Origin of the sequence: Mucilaginibacter glaciei (assembly GCF_014773245.1) — a bacterium.
In the GTDB taxonomy this organism is placed as follows: Bacteria; Bacteroidota; Bacteroidia; order Sphingobacteriales; family Sphingobacteriaceae; genus Mucilaginibacter; species Mucilaginibacter glaciei.
In genome coordinates, this window is the sequence record NZ_JACWMX010000006.1 from 302,566 (window position 1) to 317,967 (window position 15,402).

Sequence of the window (15,402 nt, forward strand, 5' to 3'; positions counted from 1 at the left end):
ATTGGATTAAAAAAGTTAAAGCTATAATGAATAAAGTCTTGCTTTTATAAATTGGCAATTAAAGAAGATATTTACTTTCTCTATCGCGAGCTGGCAGTATGATCGATTGCGGCAGTCTTGAAAACTGTTGAATGTAACAAGTCCTGGGGTTCAAAACCCTATCTCTCCGCCAAATCAACTATCAATAATTATCAAAACCCTTTAAATCGTTGATTTAAAGGGTTTTTTGTTTTTGATTCATCATCAAAAAATGTGCTATTTCGCATTATTATTGTGCGTCAGTGGTGTAGTCCTTTAATTTGAGGCCAACATTGATGGAGGAATCGTTCCGGCTGAATTGTCCCCGTTGTAGCATAATCAATCTTTGCAATCCTAGTTGAATTGGATTTCATGGCATTTATAATGACAATACTAATTCATCAACCCTTTTAAATAACTATCGTAGGCGGCTTTCTTCTGATAATTCATATCAAAAAGCAGTCTAAAATCATTTTTTCCAGACAATGTTGCTTCGCTGTAAGCGTCGCTGAACTGCCAGGTTGTTATACCAAATTGTTGTACTTTCGGGACCACTTCTCTATATGTTTTTGCAAGAAATTGGTATTTTTCTGCTTGTAACGTTTTAAAGTTTTCTGAAAAAACGAACAAGGGGTTATTTGATGGATTTACGGAAATATCCAGTTCAGATATGTGAATCAATAAGCCTGTTGCAGCAAACTGTCTAAGAGATTCTTTAATGTTTTTATTATCGGTAGTTAGATTGATATGCATTTGAATGCCGATTCCGGAAATAGTGCCGCCAGCATTTTTTACGCTGTTTACAATAGATATTACAGATTTTATTTTGGCATCGTTCCATCCGCCATTATCGTTACCATAATCGTTATAAAATAATAAAGATGCCGGGTCCGCTTCATGAGCATATTTAAACGCCCTAACGATATAATTGGCCCCTAAGTGTTGTCGCCATAAACTTCCGGTGCCGGGGCCATATTTGTCTTTATCTGTAAGCGAACCATCATTATCGTCGATAGCTTCGTTAACCACATCCCATGATTTAACCTTACCCTTGTAGTGGGAAACCATTGCAGTGATATGATTTTTAAATATCCCTTCCCAGGCAGTTGAATCGCCCGAAAAACTTTTAACCCAGTTTGGTAGTGCGTGCTGCCATACGAGCGTATGCCCGTGCACCCGTTGATTGTGTGATAGCGCAAAATCAACCATTGCATCTCCAGCTGAAAAATCAAAATTATTTTGCTTCCACTCCACCCGGTCAAATTTCATTGCACTCTCTGGCGTAATGCTGCTAAACTCATTGCCTAAAATTGTTGAGTAGGTTTTGTTGGTATTCATCGGCGAATCGTCGACAGCAGTCCCCACCGGAAATGATGCCGAGTTTCTTAATGTTGGAGTTACAGCAGTTGGAGTGGGGTTAGTGGTTTCTGTAAACCGCGTCGTTGGAATTATAAAAGGGTCTTTTTTAATACAACTACTTCCAAACAATAATAAACCTATTAGGAATAAAAAAAATCCAAAAAATTTTAAAAATCTCCCCATAACATCAAACCATTTAAATGTTTGGTTGTATACGGGGCGATAAATTGGGATGTTGTGTTATTTCAAATTATATTACGCCAAAAACCCCTCTGGAATTAACCGAGGGGTATAATTTTAATAAATTATTAGATGATATAAATTTTAATCAATCTTTTATAGTATACTGAAAATCTGCAGCCAGGCCATTTCCAACTCGTTTTACTGAATCAAGGCCAAGTCTTACAGCTTTGTAGCCAAGAGTAATATTTAAGTTGGTAGCGTTAGGCGCGGTTGCTCTAATAATTATCCTACTCCCTACGCGTGGACTGAAGCCAAATATAAAATTCGAAACGCTATTGGTGGTTATGTTTTGTATTGTGTCAGGTAGCCCCAAACTAGAAACTTCTAAAATATTAAGATTATATTTTGCAGTTGCGTTACTTACAATTCTGAATACGCCGTTGGCTTTGTCAGAGTTTTCCTGATCATTGATTTGTTGCTTGTCTTTTTTACAACTCCAAAGACAAGCAGATGCCAAAAGAATTAGGGTCAATGTTTTTTTCATAATTAATGTTTATATAAATATTTATAAAAGATAGGTTCTATTGGGACTTGATATAATGGTCGAGATCCTGAATAAATTCTTTAGATGCCTCATTAGCAATTGTTTTTCGGATTATCAACTTATCCGGCCACATGCTTTTGAACTGCGCAATTAATTCCTGTTCATCGTAGGCTACATGAACATAGCCATCTATGTCCATTTGCTTTGCTGTGCCAAGTTGGTGGTCATTCCTATGTTCATTAAACTTAACGAGCCGGGGCATAACTATTATAGGCTTTTTCTTGACCAGGGCTGATATAATTGTCCCCATGCCCGCGTGGCTTATGATTAGCTTTGCATTAGAAAAATGCTTATCAAAATCACGGGGAGATAGAAAATCAACCAATTGTATGTGATTGGTTTGCACTGCCGACTTTAAAGCTTGCACTACGAATATTGTATCGGGATACTGCGCTGCAATCTGATCAACAACGTTAACCAAACGATCAAAAGGTAGTTGTGTTCCGGCTGTTACAAAAACCATTATAGTAAGTTGCCGCTATAAACGATCTTTCCGGTAGAAAGATGTGACCATTGTGTGTAAACTCTGTCAGCAATTTTAGTGGCGATACGGCCACTTAAGGATAACTTTTCTACGTTAGCTATGCTATCTATCCAAATTGTCTTCGCTCCAAATATTCTCCCTATAACGATACCCATCAAGCCTGGCGCGGCGCCTGTTGTAATAATAACGCCCGGCCTAAGTACAGCTACACGGACAAATACCATGCAAAAGCATTTAATCAGATTAAACTTTTGATCTTTATTTGCATCAGGTACATTGTAATATTTGCTTCCGTTTACTTTACTATCTAAAAAACTCTTATTTGATATAAAGGTTACATCATGATCCTTGAATAAAGGGGTTAACCTTTGCAGTTCAATCCAATGGCCGCCAATAGAAGCAATCGCTAACACAGATGCCGTGCGCTTGCTGAAATTGATTGTCATGAGTTTTTCTATTACAGAAAACGAATATCTGCTAATCAAAAAAGATAGTGCGACGAGTCCGAAAAACACGTACACAAAATTACTTGGAAAGGTGTGCGGCGTTGTAATTTTAATATACAATTCAATTAATATTGCGTACAATAAAATGCTACGCCATGTTGCTTTATTTATATCAGAAAGTTTGTAAATAGTATATTCGCCATAAACTCTAAACACACTTGTTACTAAAACCCAAAGTGCATTAGCAGGTAACAAGGTTTGGATATATAAGTCGGCGTAATTTTGAGAACCGTATTTATTGGAAAGGTAATTGCCTACAAATAAACACATATTAAGCACAAGCATATCGCTCAAACTGAGAATTGAGCGTAAAAAAATGATTTGCTTTGATTCCATAGATATCGATCTTTAAATAATATTAGATCGATACGAAAGTGTGGTTAATACACTAAAACATCAATAGCCCTATAGGGCTACAGTTTGATGTAAAACATTGAGATCAAAAAATTGTAAAGAAGCTAATTAATTTTTTGAACCTAAGATTGTGAGATCAATTAAAAAATGATATCGGTTAAAAAACCAGATAGATAATATATAAAAGCAACGCGCAAAACAAATTGGCCAAAATTAATGTTACTAACGTTTTAGTAGCAACAGCTTTAGATTCATCGCTAATATCCAAATTCTGCGTACCTTCTCTAAACAATACAGCGCGGGCTCTTTTCATATGTAGTTTATACGAAAATGGAAAGCGCATGGTTACATTAATTAGGTTAAAAAAATTGAATACAGGTTACCCATTAGTTAAGATACAAATATAGCATATTTTTTTATCAGCTTATAACAACTTACGGAACACCTAGGCTTTAAAAATTTACAGCCTAGCATAATACTGTCTTAAAATAACACTTTTTTACAATCCGCATCTTCATGTTAACTAAAAGTAGATTTCAAAAATTTTGTTCATTGCTATTTTGCTTAAGTATTTGTTGCGCATCTGAATTATTCTCTCAATCAAAACCTGTGCAAGTTTATGATTATGTCATCGAAAACAACCGTGAAAGTATAACTGCATATCCACGCGACGGAAGCGGATTATCGTTATTAAAGGGCAGGGATGCTTATACTGTTTTGCAAACTGCTATTAATGCGATTTCAAGAACCGTCGGCGGAAGTATTTTCATTGGGCCGGGCGACTATATATTGACTGATGAGTTGACAATTACGGGCTGGGACAATGACCTACCACCGAATAAGCAAATTATAATTTGTGGTAACGGGCTATCCGCGCGGATAATCCAAAATACAAAAGGGAAGAATGCTGTTGTAATAAAAAATAAAGCCTGTATTGTGCTACGTGATCTTTATATCTATGCCGGAATTGAGTCAAATGCCGGATTGCTATTAGACGATTCCGGTAATTCTGAAATTTCTGTGTGGGGCGGCAGTATAGATAATATATTTATCCAATCCAATTCACGGACCAGCCCGGCCTTTTACGGTAAAAACTTTTTCGACATGAATGTTTCCCATCTAACTGCTATAAATAATAATAACCACAGCATCATGATTGAAAATACAAGCAGTACTACCAACTATGGCAACAGTCATTTTGGATTTATCAGAGCGGTAAGCAGCAAAAAAATTCCATATGCAGGCCTCTATCTTAAAAGCAGCAATAGTCGCGGTCAAAAATTTCCTAATTTAATTACTTTCGCCAATTACGAATGTTCAATTGCTTACAGGGGGATTTGGTTAAGTGGCGCAAAGCAATGCACATTTACTTTTGTTGACATTGAGGGGGTACCGCAGCCAATTTACCTTGATGGTTCAACTATTGCCGGAGAAGCAAGATGGAACAAGTTTTTAAGCGGATATCTTTTGCCTGCGGCGGGTGGCACGGCAATTACAAATACCGCTTTCACCGGCGGAAACGACTTTAACCTTTATATTGAGGACGACAAAGCGACAATCCCGGTAGTAGACAGACAGAGTTATAAACCCGCTAATAGCTACAATTTGACCATGTCTGGTGCGGGGATTAAAAACATCAGCATAACATCCAAAACGGCAACTTCACTTTTTATCAGAAAAAATAATGGTGAAATCTTCAATCACACTGCCACATCAGCAAGCGGCCACCAATAATATCAACTGAGCTTTTGCAGCCTTAAAATCTTTTCCATTATCTGAAATATAGTTAAAGCAATTTAACGCCGTTATACTCCAGGGTTCTTAATGATTGATCTTTTTTAGTCAGAATAAGCTTTTTAATGCCGGCGTTACTTCCCGCATCCAGGTCACTTTGTTTATCGCCGATAAGCAAACTTAAAGACAGATCGATATCAAAATCCCTTACAGCATCTAATATCATACCGGGGTTAGGTTTTCGGCAATCACAACCGATATTAAAATCGGGATGATGAGGGCAGAAGTATACATTATCAATCATAACGCCCTCGACTTTAAACTGCTCTGTCATCCAGGCAGTTAATTTTTTAAAATCATTGGTGGTGTAATATCCTCGCGCTATTCCCGCTTGATTAGTTATAACAATGATAAGGTAGCCATCATTTTGAAATTTTCTGCACAGATCAAAAATACCATCTACAAATTCAAAGTCGCTTATTTTGTATACATAGTTTTTATCAATATTAATCACACCGTCCCGATCTAAAAAGAGGGCCTTTTTCATAATTCCTCGCAAGCTTTTTTATAATCGGTAGGGATGCCAATATCTATGAAAACATTGGTGAAAGCTACTGCTTTTAAATTTCCTGTTAAAGATTGCTGCTCTAAAATAGCCTGCTCAAATGAAAACACGGCAGGTAAAATCATGCTTTGTATAAAAGCTTTATTCAGCGAATAAATTCCACCGTTTATCAGCCCTGTTTCAAGCGGCATCTTTTCTTTGAAACCTGTTACTGTATCACCGGCTAAAAGCACCGTGCCATACCTGTCAAAATCTTTCATTTCTTTTAATGCTATTGAAAGGGCGCGTCCGGATGTTTGGTGAAACATATTAAACCAATCAAGATTAATTGGGAAATAGGTATCACCATTAATAATCATAGCGTTCTCGCCTTCAATAAAATTAAGTGCCTTGACTATTGCACCGCCAGTTCCCAATGGTTCTGTTTCTTCCGAATAAAAAACAGGTATTCCGTGGAAAACATTTCCAAAATGACCCTTAATAATTTCGGCTTTATAACCTACTGCAAAAACCAGCTTAGTTACTTCATACTCTAACACCCAGTTAAGCAAATAATCTAAAAACGGCTTTCCTTTTATTGGGGCCATTGGTTTCGGAACATCTGCAACAACCTCCCGTAAACGTGTACCCATGCCCCCTGCTAAAATAATTACTTCCATTATTCGGGTTTTAGTGCTCCAAAGATCTCTTCTTCTACAAGGAAACAAATTATATGGCCAATAAGAATATGTGCTTCCTGTATCCTTGGCGTTTCAGACGACGGAACTTCTATACAAATATCGCATAAATTGGTCATCTCTCCCCCCCTGTCGCCAGTTAGTCCGATGGTTTTAAGACCTTTACTTTTGCATTCTAATAATGCGGCTATAATATTCGGTGAGTTACCTGAAGTCGAAATCCCGATAAAAACATCACCGGTATTGCCGATAGCCTGTACCTGGCGAGAAAAGAGTTTTTCGTAACCGTAATCATTGCCAATCGCTGTTATAACAGAAGTATCTGTAGTTAAAGCTATCGAAGATAAGCCTGGCCTGTCGAAATAAAACCTACTTACAAATTCGCCGGCTATATGTTGGGCATCAGCCGCGCTGCCGCCGTTACCTGCCAACAAAGTTTTATTACCCATTTGGTAGGCGTTTACAACCATCTGGGCCGCTTCTTTTATTAAATTTAGTTGCTCTTTATCAGCCAATAAAATCTCCTTAGCTGCAATTGACGACGAAATCTGCGCAATTATTTTATTATCCATAGCTTCAATATTAATGAGTTTGTAATTTAATTGTAAATCTTCCATCCGTGGCATCCGCCTTCGCTAAATTGAAATAGGACAACTCGTCCATTCAGCGCGTTCAATGCCGATACAACCTGTACCTTTTTAACGGGGTTTACCAGGAACATGATAAAACCGCCGCCGCCGGCACCTGAAACTTTACCTGTGTAAGCACCTGCTTCTAAAGCAACTTTAAAAACGCTGTCTATATCGTCGTTAGAAATTGAACTGGCCATTTTTTTTTTGTTGTCCCATGCATGTGCCAAAATTCTCGACAGCATAGGGATATCTCCTTTCAGTATCGCCTCTTTCATGTCAGATGAGCTTTGCTTTATCTGATGCATAGCTTCTATCGCTACAAGGTTACCAGAAGACGTATTCCGTTTTTGTTCGTCTATTATACTTGCAGACGACCTTGAAGCACCTGTATAATATAAAATAAGCGACGATTCTAATTCATCAACAATCCAGCGTTTAACACGCAACGGATTTACAATTACCCTATCCTGATGGAATTCCATAAAATTAAAGCCACCAAAGGCTGCGGCATATTGATCTTGTTTACCACCTGTCAAGCCCAAATCATTTCGTTCTATCTCGTAAGCTAAATGGCCAATTTCGTATTCGCCTAAAGGTAAATTAAGCCATTCTACAAAAGCCTTTACAACAGCAACCACAAGTGTAGATGATGAACCTAAACCACTGCCTGGAGGCGCGTCGGAGTAGGTGGTCATTGTAAAACTCAAAGGGGCTTTTATATCGTAATCTTTTATAATTCTGTTATAAACTCCTTTTAAGATATCAAGTTTTCCATCCATCGGGAGCACCAATGCAGAGTCGTATTGAACGGTGTGTTCTATATCCGGTGCGTTAAAATATATTCTATCATCTAAGCCAACATCAATGGTGCAATAAACAAACATGTTTACCGTCGCATTTAATATCAACCCGCCATACAGGTCGCTATACGGGGATACATCGCTCCCGCCACCGGCAAGGCCTAATCTTAACGGTGCTTTACTTCTAATGATCATCTAACTTATTTAAGATTGTGATTGATTTTGCAGTTGCGCAGGTAATGATTTATTTCCCGCCAATAATGTGTCGTTATAAAGCTGGAATAGCTGTTGATTGATTTTTACCGAGCTGTATTCGTTCCGTATTTTCTTTACGTTGTTTTTAGAAATTAACTCCATTTGGCCGGGTGAATGATAAATATGTTTAATTGTAGTCACTAAACTGTTTATATCACCAGGAGTTATTAAAAAACCATTGACTTGCTCAGTCACTAAATCTGGTATGCCACCGACCGCAGTACTCAAAATCACCTTCCCTGCGGCCATTGCCTCCAACAGTGCTACGGGGAGGCCTTCGTTATAAGATGGCAAAACCACGGTATCAGCTTTAAGCAAAACTTCTTTTTTCTGATCCTCCCCAACCCATCCTAAAACGTCGATATATTGGTCAAGATTAAGCTGAGTTATCAGTTTTTTCACCTCATCTACCTCGCCATCACCTGCAAAGTAAAACTGTAGATGCTGCATATTTTCCTGGTGGACAAGGATGTCAATTGCTTTAACCAAATCGTAAATTCCTTTTCGTTCTCCTAATCTCCCCAGAAATAGAAAAGCCCCTATATTGTAAGGTATAACGCTGCAACTTTTAAAAGCGTCAACATTTACCGCATTAAAAAGTACCACGACATTATTCAGGCATATAGTTTCTTCAAAAAACTTTTTCCAATATGCAGATAACACAATTACTTTATTACACCTTTTTAGCGACCGTCGTATAATACGCTGTATAGCCTTATGTGCGTTACTATAAAAAGTATCAAAATCGGCACCGTGAATGTGCATTATTACCGGCACCCCTTTTTTGTGGCATATTGATGCAAAAATCGCTTTTCGGTAAAAGCTGGCATCACAAGCAGTGTGTATGTGTACCAGGGCGATGTTGCGTTTGAATAATAATTTAAATAAACAGGTAAAGAAAAACGATAATTTTTCAATAGCGTTCCCTTCCACATGAGATGTATAATGGGTTAGCTGATAGCCATAAGCATCAGCATTACTTTCTGTTAGGCCTTGTATTACTGAAGCCATCCCGCCTTTAGTACGCTCTACACTGGGGCCGATAATAATCACTTGTTTTAATAACATAATTTTAAGATTCGTTTTAACATCGATATCGATGACCAGAATATATTAGGTGTTTTCGATCGTTTTTAAATGATGGATAGTTTTCTTTTTACTTTTCATAATAGGCTTCTCAATAAACACCCAGGATAAAGTGGCAAGTGCAATAGTCGTGGCTAAAATGACGGGGATGTAAAGTGCATTTCCAAATAATTGAAACTGCACAATCACCCCTAAAACCAAACCATGATAGATATACACGCCGTAAGAAATGTCGTTACCCTTAAAAATTTTATTCGACAACGTAGGCAGCGTGTAGGCCAGTGAAATAGTAGTAACACCCAGGCATAAAAGCTTGAAAATGTAAGTTGTATTGGAAGTTGGAACTAAATAACTAACACATAAATAAGCCATCAGCCAGAATGCTCCTTTCCCATACACCCATTTTGACTTGTAAATCTCTAACCGCTGTAGCACGACCCCGAAGAGAAACAAGTAAATATTAGGAATAAATGAATACCGTAATGGTTTAGGGATATTATTGTAATTAAAATTATCGGCATCGTAATGCACTTTTAAAAAGTAGGTTATAAAACAAAACAAAGCGCAGCTTATTATGATAATAACGGTGCGTATGCTTTGTTTGGATGATACCCTATTGACAATAAAATATAAAATTGGCAATACGACATAAAACTGAAGCTCTAACGGAATAGTCCACAAACTCCCGTTATATGATCGGAAACCAAAACCTTTCAAAAATTCAGGTGTATAAATTAACCCAACAAGTTGAGCAAAAAACCAATACACGGCCTTGATGTTAAAAAAGCTGATGTTTGTGACAAGGGCGATTACGATTATGGTTAATACAATACATGTCCACAAAGCGGGGAAAATCCTGAATGCTCTGTTTTTGAAATAAACGACGATGTCATGATTTCTTTCTAAAGATGCAGAGATCAGAAACCCGCTCATTACAAAAAACATTGTTATACCGGGGAAATTCAAAATCACCCGTAAAAAAGCAGGATACGGAAGATGCAAGTGTGGAAACGAGTGTAACAGCACTACTTCAAGCGCAGCAAACAGCCTCAGCAAATCAAAATTATTTATTTTAAACTCCCTTACCATTACCTGATATTTATAGTTGAATCTTTTAATAAGCGGTTTGAATTGCCTTTTACAATTGCAGGATTACCTGCAACGATACAATCCGCTGCAATATCCTTAACGACAACTGAGCCGGAGCCGATTTTAACATTGTCGCCAATATGGATTGGGCCAATAATGCAAACGTTATTCCCAACATCCACATTATTGCCGATAACCGGGGCGTGAGTTACAGACCCGTCTGACTTCTGCTTAGTACCAATTGTTGTACAATGCCTAATAGTACAATTGCGGCCGATGACTACATCCTTATTAATAATCAATGCCTGTCCGTGAAATATTACCAACCCTTTACCGGCTGTAATATTCCAGGGTACCTCAAGCGTAAAAAGCCATTGAATAAATATTTTGTAAAAAATGATGTAAAGGCATCCCAGATAGAAATACATGCGGCGGGTTGAACAGAAATTCGCTATCCTAAACAACAGCATAAACACGCGGCCCTTAACATTCCCCCGGTTGGACTGCCAGTCCTGCAATATGAATTTTATAAAACTCATTTCGCTATTGGATTGATAGCCTTCACATCGGCATATTTACTGCTTAACAACCGCTCCCATTGATCTACGATATTAGATACATGATAACCTTTGCTACTTTTAATTGAATTTAAAGCCATTTGCCTTCTCAGACCTTCGTTTTCCATTAGTTCGCAAAGTTTATCCCGAAATTCCATCACATTATTTTGTTTGATAATGTATCCGCTATCACCATCCGAAACAACATCGTAAACCGATGAAAAATTATCAAATACAACAGGCACCACTCCATTTTGCTGCGCTTCCAAAAGCGACATTGGCAGCCCTTCCCAAATGGAGGTCATCAGGAATATAGACGACTGCTGATAATACTTAATTACATCAACCTGCTGGCCCGTAAAACAAACGTCATGAAGATTATGCTCTTTAGCATAATTTTTATAAGCCGCCTCGTCTGGTCCTGAACCAACAATCATTAATTTCCAGCTATTGCGGGTTGATTTAGGCAGCAGCTTCCAAACCCTAAGAGCGCTAAGAATTTTCTTTTGGCTTTCTTCAAGGCGGCTTATGATCAATACTATTTTTTGTTTAGCACTTATCTCTTCCATTAACAGATATTTATCAAAAGTTAGAGGATTGGGAATGGTTAACAATTTGTTATCTTTTTTTTCTTTTTGGTAGATCTCTAAAAATGATTCATGAAAGGAATCGGACAGCAAAATAAATTTGTCGCACAGGTCATAAAGAGCAGTTGTTGTTTTTAAATATGGGTTACGAAAGATGAATACTATTTTTTTAGCAATCTTTTTGATAGCATTTTTCAGAAAACTGCCCGACGAAAAATCGATCTTTTCTTTAAAAGAGAATTGCCAGTAATCTGGTGAGGCATGTAAAAAACAGAGAAAAGGCTTGAAGGGGTAAACTTTACGAAGCTGTTTAAATACCTTTATAAAGGGATTATAATAGGTGTTTTGGCATAAAAACACATCTATTTGCTTTTCCTTTGCGAATCGCATAATATCCATCTCAAGCTTTTGATAGTTACCCTTAAAATCAACTTTTAACTTACAGTCACTGGCGTACAGATTGTTATCTTTGTCGTAAAAAACGAAATAGCATTTGTATCCCCTGCGGATAAGTTCTTTGGATATGATATCCGAAACACGTGGCACCCCCCCGTTTGCCGGGAGAATAGAGTTTTGGAAGAATAATATATTTTTATTGCCGGATATACTCATTCGTTATTTATTTGCAGAAATTACATTTTGAAACATCTGTCGATATTTGCCTGTTAAAGCTTCAATTGAATAATTTACCTGATTGTAGCGTTTTATTTGATCCCGCATTAAAGCATATTCACTATCGTGATGAGTTATTCGCTCCGTAATAACCCTTTCAAGGTCATTTACGTCTTCAGATTTAAATACGTAGCCATTCAGCCCATTTTTAACCTCATCTGTAAAGCCCTGCAAATCGGATGTTATTAACGGTGAATTGTAGTTAAAAGCAACCTTAATTGCGCCACTTTGCGACATTTCGTTGTAAGGAAATACAGCATAATGGTTTTTTGCAAAAAGGTCGGCTATCTCTGAATTTTTTATCATCCGGATATCAAGCTCAAACAATTCAGGATATTTAATTTGCGATGCATATTTATCCCAATCGTTACAAAAGCCGTTAATGGAAATTTTGAAACCCCTAACCCCTTTGTCATAAAGGTTGCAGGCCGCCCTTATCAACAGGCCGACATTTTTGTTGGAATTAATTGAGCCAAAGAAAAAGAACACGATACTATCTGTACGTTTTTCAAGTCTGCTTACACCAAAATCCTTTAAGCCAAGTAGAATAATAAAGATTCTCGCATCTTTAAATGAAGCGCTGAATAATGCTGCCTGCGTAGGCGAAAACATGTTTACATATTTTGCAGCGTTAAAGGCAAGTTTAAATACCATAGCCGAAAGCATTGGCATCTTAAAACTCGACTTAACGTTGCCGTCATGCGCAGTTACAATTGTTTTTTCCTGATTAATTCGCCAGTACAAGGGTAATATGAAAGGGTTTGTAGGCACGTAATTGAAATAAGTAAGGTCTGGCTTTGACGCTTTGATGCTCCTGTAAACCTTTTCATAAAACAGCAAAGTTTTTATGCTCCGGGCCCTGCTTGTCCAATAAATAAATTCGATAGTAAGTCCTGGAAGTTTTTCTATATCATCCAAATCTGATTCGCTAAATCTTGCATTCTTACTTGGGAACATTACTATCCAGTGTATATCAAAATGCTGTAATAACCCCTTAAAAAGATCGGGATTAAAGTCTGTGTCTAAAAAATGATCCGGGGTTACCCAAGTAACTTTAGGCTTTGTGGGTGTATTATTGTTCATATTTTCCTTTCCTGCTTTCCTTGATTCTCATCAGGGCGGCATACATTAATTCATCTATCGACAGTCCATATTGTTTTCTGCGCTTAAACCATTTTGCTATTAGTGAAAGGGGGTGCAATTGTTCGGACGCGTAAATTGTTCTTATTTTCTTTTTTTGCGAATACAGCCGTATGATTCGCATGATACTTTGTCGCAGTATCTTATCCGAGGTATTTTCTGGTTCTGTTTCAACAAACTCCAACAGCCATTTTTCTTCAGCCAATGCACCATCCATTTTTAAATAAATGTTACCACCAGTAGATATGGTTTGTGAGTTACGCCTGTACATAAATACAGGTTTATTGGTATGTGCTATACCGTTTTTGGTGGCAGCGATATAGCATGATATATCGTCTGATCCCCAGGCAAGAGGCAGTTTAAAGAAGCCATTATTTGCTCTTAACGTAGATGTTCGGTAAACATAGTCAGATATAAAAAACAGCCGCTTTTCCTCTATTCTTTGCAATATGGTATCGTACACACTTTCAAACTCCGGTCGCGGATCAGTAAGTTGTACCGCGTTTGAGTTTTCATCAATGATTACCGTGCGGCAATGATATACGCCGCATTTAGGATACTTTTCGATTAAGGAGTCAAACTCCTCCAAATAATCCGGGGCCATCTTATCATCATCGCCCATTAATATAAAAAAATCACCCTTCGCATATGAAAGGCATTTATTCCAATTGTCGACCACGTTTTCAGCCCCAAAATTCTTTTCATTGGTATAATATCTTATACGTTGCGTATTAAAACTTTTTACAACACTATCAATATCCTCTGGCGATGCATCGTTCACCACTACCACCTCAAAATCCCTGCAAGTCTGATCTAAAATACTTTGAATACATTCCTTTAAAAATGTAACCTTGTATGCCGGTATGCCTATTGTATACTTCATGATTGGTTTGTAGATAATTTTAGTTTGTTTTGTTCATAAATTACCTGGTAGCAATACAGCACCAAAACAGTTGTGATCAAAAAGTAATAAGAGATCAGGAAATCGGATGTCAAACAAGTTAACATGATCATCCACAAATAATACTTTAGATAGTAATAATCTGAAGGAACGGGGATGGTAAAGCTTTTAACGAATATTAAAACATAACCAATTATGGCAAATATCCCGAACGAAATATACACCTCAACTATCCCCACGTCTGTTAAAAAATAACCATACCTGTCACCCAGCGCTATTAAAGATTTGCCATAATTTGATGTATCGTTGGCAAAACCGTTACCCAATATTTTGCTTATACCGTTGGGCGTAAATTGGGTGAGATAATAATCGGCAGCAAGAATCCTGATATAATCCTTTCCGTATGATGCATCTTGTTTTTGCTGTTCGCCCAAACCTTTGCTCACCGTATTGTTTGAATGGATAAACAAATAACCACCCAAGGTAAAAAGTGCTATAACGGCTAATTTATAAGGCAGCTTAACGCTTCTTAAAAAGTGGATCAGGTAAACTAAAAGCATTACAAAAATTTCCTGGCGTGTAACCTGTAAAATAATAATCACCACGGCCACCAGTGCAAATAGCAGATACAAATATTTATAGTTGTTTGCCAAACTGGTCACCCGGTTAATAGCTATGAAACAGGCCAGAAAAAACACCCCGGCACCCGGAAAGTTAACGCGGACTATCCCACGGTCTAACTTAAACTCTTGCGCACGGCCAAAATAAACTGTACCAGAATGCGTAAATTGAAAAAGAAAAAGCAGGATATAAATTACCCCGTATATCATTACAATATTTTCAACTGTCTTGATCGGGACACGAACACTCATCAGGAAAAAGAAAACGAACCCAATTGCATACGGGATAGTTGTTGGGCTGTTTGATAAGCCTTGGCCCCATGTGTACTGAGCCATAAACACTGATATAAGCACCGAAACAGAAATTAACTGTACTGCCAGTACAAAGCCCCCTTTAAATTTAAAAAAATGCGGAAGCGATATAGCGATACCCACAAACATAAATGCATAGCACAACGCTTTTAATACCCCTGTTGCAGCAATGGTAGCATCAAAGATCTTTAAAGAAAAGATCACCAGCAGGAATAAGAAAATTGTACTTTTGTTCATTTTTCCAGCTATTTTTCATAGCGTTTATTA

At 37.6% G+C, this 15,402-nt stretch carries 17 protein-coding genes; 1 reads left to right on the plus strand and 16 read right to left on the minus strand.

The genetic code is table 11. From position 1 onward, the window contains the following. Window positions 1-411 precede the first annotated feature (411 nt). The 5 genes from IDJ76_RS16115 to IDJ76_RS16135 all read right to left on the minus strand — a co-directional run bounded on the left by IDJ76_RS16115 (window position 412) and on the right by IDJ76_RS16135 (window position 3,821). Complete coding sequence (locus tag IDJ76_RS16115) at window positions 412-1,560, minus strand: endo-1,4-beta-xylanase (protein ID WP_224746360.1); 1,149 nt, start codon at window positions 1,558-1,560, stop codon at window positions 412-414. A 145-nt stretch (window positions 1,561-1,705) separates the two neighbouring features. Next, window positions 1,706-2,104 (minus strand): hypothetical protein, encoded by a 399-nt coding sequence (locus IDJ76_RS16120; RefSeq protein ID WP_191164390.1) that lies wholly within the window; start codon window positions 2,102-2,104, stop codon window positions 1,706-1,708. A gap of 37 nt (window positions 2,105-2,141) precedes the next feature. Then, entirely contained in the window at window positions 2,142-2,627 is a 486-nt protein-coding gene (locus IDJ76_RS16125; protein WP_191164392.1) for a glycosyltransferase, read from the minus strand. After that, window positions 2,627-3,490 (minus strand): glycosyltransferase family protein, encoded by an 864-nt coding sequence (locus IDJ76_RS20860; protein ID WP_224746361.1) that lies wholly within the window; start codon window positions 3,488-3,490, stop codon window positions 2,627-2,629. The genes IDJ76_RS16125 and IDJ76_RS20860 overlap by 1 nt, the downstream gene beginning before the upstream one ends. Window positions 3,491-3,665: 175 nt before the next feature. After that, a complete protein-coding gene (locus tag IDJ76_RS16135) occupies window positions 3,666-3,821 on the minus strand; it encodes a hypothetical protein (protein WP_191164394.1) in 156 nt (51 codons plus the stop codon). A gap of 203 nt (window positions 3,822-4,024) precedes the next feature. Between IDJ76_RS16135 and IDJ76_RS16140 the strand changes: the two genes are divergently transcribed. Beyond that, entirely contained in the window at window positions 4,025-5,242 is a 1,218-nt protein-coding gene (locus IDJ76_RS16140) for a hypothetical protein (RefSeq protein ID WP_191164396.1), read from the plus strand. Between the two features lie 52 nt (window positions 5,243-5,294). Here the strand turns inward: IDJ76_RS16140 and gmhB are convergent, their stop codons facing one another. The 11 genes from gmhB to IDJ76_RS16195 are packed head-to-tail and all read right to left on the minus strand — an operon-like array spanning window position 5,295 to window position 15,372. Beyond that, a complete protein-coding gene (gene gmhB / locus IDJ76_RS16145) occupies window positions 5,295-5,789 on the minus strand; it encodes a D-glycero-beta-D-manno-heptose 1,7-bisphosphate 7-phosphatase (protein ID WP_191164397.1) in 495 nt (164 codons plus the stop codon). Beyond that, window positions 5,786-6,466, minus strand: a complete 681-nt coding sequence (locus IDJ76_RS16150; RefSeq protein ID WP_191164399.1) for a nucleotidyltransferase family protein — start codon at window positions 6,464-6,466, stop codon at window positions 5,786-5,788. The genes gmhB and IDJ76_RS16150 overlap by 4 nt, the downstream gene beginning before the upstream one ends. Beyond that, on the minus strand, window positions 6,466-7,056 hold the full coding sequence (locus IDJ76_RS16155) for a D-sedoheptulose-7-phosphate isomerase (protein WP_191164401.1): 591 nt from the start codon (window positions 7,054-7,056) through the stop codon (window positions 6,466-6,468). Before IDJ76_RS16155 ends, IDJ76_RS16150 begins: the two co-directional genes overlap by 1 nt. A 26-nt stretch (window positions 7,057-7,082) precedes the next feature. Continuing rightward, on the minus strand, window positions 7,083-8,111 hold the full coding sequence (locus tag IDJ76_RS16160) for a GHMP family kinase ATP-binding protein (RefSeq protein ID WP_191164403.1): 1,029 nt from the start codon (window positions 8,109-8,111) through the stop codon (window positions 7,083-7,085). 9 nt (window positions 8,112-8,120) lie between these two features. After that, entirely contained in the window at window positions 8,121-9,239 is a 1,119-nt protein-coding gene (locus IDJ76_RS16165; protein WP_191164405.1) for a glycosyltransferase, read from the minus strand. A 45-nt stretch (window positions 9,240-9,284) separates the two neighbouring features. Next, a complete protein-coding gene (locus IDJ76_RS16170) occupies window positions 9,285-10,346 on the minus strand; it encodes an acyltransferase family protein (protein WP_191164407.1) in 1,062 nt (353 codons plus the stop codon). Further along, window positions 10,346-10,885 (minus strand): serine acetyltransferase, encoded by a 540-nt coding sequence (locus IDJ76_RS16175; protein WP_191164409.1) that lies wholly within the window; start codon window positions 10,883-10,885, stop codon window positions 10,346-10,348. The genes IDJ76_RS16170 and IDJ76_RS16175 overlap by 1 nt, the downstream gene beginning before the upstream one ends. Continuing rightward, the gene (locus IDJ76_RS16180; RefSeq protein WP_191164411.1) at window positions 10,882-12,102 is read right to left on the minus strand and encodes a glycosyltransferase; all 1,221 of its coding nucleotides are present in this window, start codon (window positions 12,100-12,102) and stop codon (window positions 10,882-10,884) included. The genes IDJ76_RS16175 and IDJ76_RS16180 overlap by 4 nt, the downstream gene beginning before the upstream one ends. Window positions 12,103-12,105: 3 nt before the next feature. After that, complete coding sequence (locus IDJ76_RS16185) at window positions 12,106-13,245, minus strand: glycosyltransferase (protein WP_191164413.1); 1,140 nt, start codon at window positions 13,243-13,245, stop codon at window positions 12,106-12,108. Continuing rightward, entirely contained in the window at window positions 13,235-14,185 is a 951-nt protein-coding gene (locus IDJ76_RS16190; protein ID WP_191164415.1) for a glycosyltransferase family 2 protein, read from the minus strand. Before IDJ76_RS16190 ends, IDJ76_RS16185 begins: the two co-directional genes overlap by 11 nt. Then, window positions 14,182-15,372, minus strand: coding sequence for a hypothetical protein (locus IDJ76_RS16195; RefSeq protein WP_191164417.1), 1,191 nt, complete (start codon window positions 15,370-15,372; stop codon window positions 14,182-14,184). The genes IDJ76_RS16190 and IDJ76_RS16195 overlap by 4 nt, the downstream gene beginning before the upstream one ends. Window positions 15,373-15,402 lie beyond the last annotated feature (30 nt).